This is a genomic window from Acinetobacter sp. SwsAc5 (assembly GCF_013391485.1).
In the GTDB taxonomy this organism is placed as follows: Bacteria; Pseudomonadota; Gammaproteobacteria; order Pseudomonadales; family Moraxellaceae; genus Acinetobacter; species Acinetobacter towneri.
This window is the reverse complement of the sequence record NZ_JACAXD010000071.1, coordinates 1-1,182: the sequence shown is the minus strand read 5'-3', so window position 1 is coordinate 1,182 and position 1,182 is coordinate 1. Positions and strand designations below refer to the sequence as shown.

3 protein-coding genes are annotated in these 1,182 nt (G+C 30.9%); 2 read left to right on the top strand and 1 reads right to left on the bottom strand.

Annotation, left to right across the window (positions count from 1 at the left end; translation table 11 throughout):
• Positions 1 to 271 precede the first annotated feature (271 nt).
• Positions 272 to 466 (bottom strand): hypothetical protein, encoded by a 195-nt coding sequence (locus HYG89_RS15890; RefSeq protein WP_178868377.1) that lies wholly within the window; start codon positions 464 to 466, stop codon positions 272 to 274.
• A 121-nt stretch (positions 467 to 587) separates the two neighbouring features.
• On the opposite strand from HYG89_RS15890, the gene HYG89_RS15885 reads away from it, so the two are divergent.
• Together HYG89_RS15885 and HYG89_RS15880 are read left to right on the top strand one after the other, a co-directional pair.
• Positions 588 to 836 (top strand): hypothetical protein, encoded by a 249-nt coding sequence (locus tag HYG89_RS15885; protein ID WP_178868375.1) that lies wholly within the window; start codon positions 588 to 590, stop codon positions 834 to 836.
• A 4-nt stretch (positions 837 to 840) separates the two neighbouring features.
• The coding region (locus HYG89_RS15880; protein ID WP_178868373.1) for a hypothetical protein at positions 841 to 1,182 on the top strand (342 nt) is incomplete at its 3' end.

The window sequence follows — 1,182 nt, the reverse complement described above, 5'->3', positions numbered from 1 at the left end:
ATAAAAAAGAGTCCACGTTATCTAATGGTGGACTCTAGTCCCAAATTTGAGACTAATAGGGTATCTGTGTTCTATTAGTTACATATAATTACAAATTATAAAAAATTAGCATTTCAGCTTTAATATATTGATTCCTATAAAGTATTAAAGTTTATAGATAAACAATTACAGCATAAGCGTTTATCTATAAACGTATGATTTATATAGATATTATTTAATTATTTGTTAGTATCAGATTAATAGATAATCTTATATCGACAGGTTTGTATGTTTAATCAATTTTATCAAGCACTTCTTCTCGATACTTCATAACTTCATCTGCCTTTAAATTCTTAAGGTGATATTTAATCAGAGCATGAATTACATCTGATTCTTTCATCAAAACTTTTTTCTCAATGACGAACTTCATCAAAGATTCTTTGATGCTGTCGACTTCATCATCTCGAATTTTATAAACCTTAGCCATAACTTTGATTCCACTTTTAAAAGTAACTTTGTTATATATTAAACTTAATTTAAGGTTGTAAAGTTACTTTTAAAATGATTTAATTATTACTACAAATTGGTAACTTTTAAATAAGGTAACTATGACTGCTATATCGTTTCAAAATCATCTCGATTTCATTCAAGCTGCTTTTAATCAAGTTGCCAAGATCGTTGCAGAACATGGTCATCCATGCCTAGAAGTATGTTGTCCTGCTGAATCTACAGAAAGATGTCTTGAGCATTTAGCAGTGGTTGCAAGTGACTGGTCGTATGACTATTCATTCATTGATGCTCATTTAGAAACTTATAAAAAAACCAATGCTGAAATTCGTGAATTTCTAGGAGAGTAGGGCGATGGACAAGGCATGTGAGCTGATTAATCAAATCCAAGACTTTGATAAAAATATTCATCAACTGACAGAAATCTATGAACAATCCAATCTCATCATGGATGAAATTGTTTTAGCTGCCACATACTCAGAAATTGATCTTCGTATTTGCCAAAACCTTAAAGATTATTTGAATGGTGTTGTTCAGAATAAATTGAACCATTGCCAGCAGCTCATCACTAAAAAACAGAAGCAACCTCAAGACAATTCAGTCGTTCAAACCTTTGAACATAAAATAGCCAAAGTATTAGTAAACACGGCAGAATCAACTGCCAAGCAAGATGTTCAACCCCCAATTTATAATATG

Coding starts and splice junctions, on each gene's coding strand:
- HYG89_RS15885 (WP_178868375.1), top strand. CDS start 588: ATGACTGCTATATCGTTTCAAAATCATCTCGATTTCATTCAAGCTGCT.
- HYG89_RS15890 (WP_178868377.1), bottom strand. CDS start 466: ATGGCTAAGGTTTATAAAATTCGAGATGATGAAGTCGACAGCATCAAA.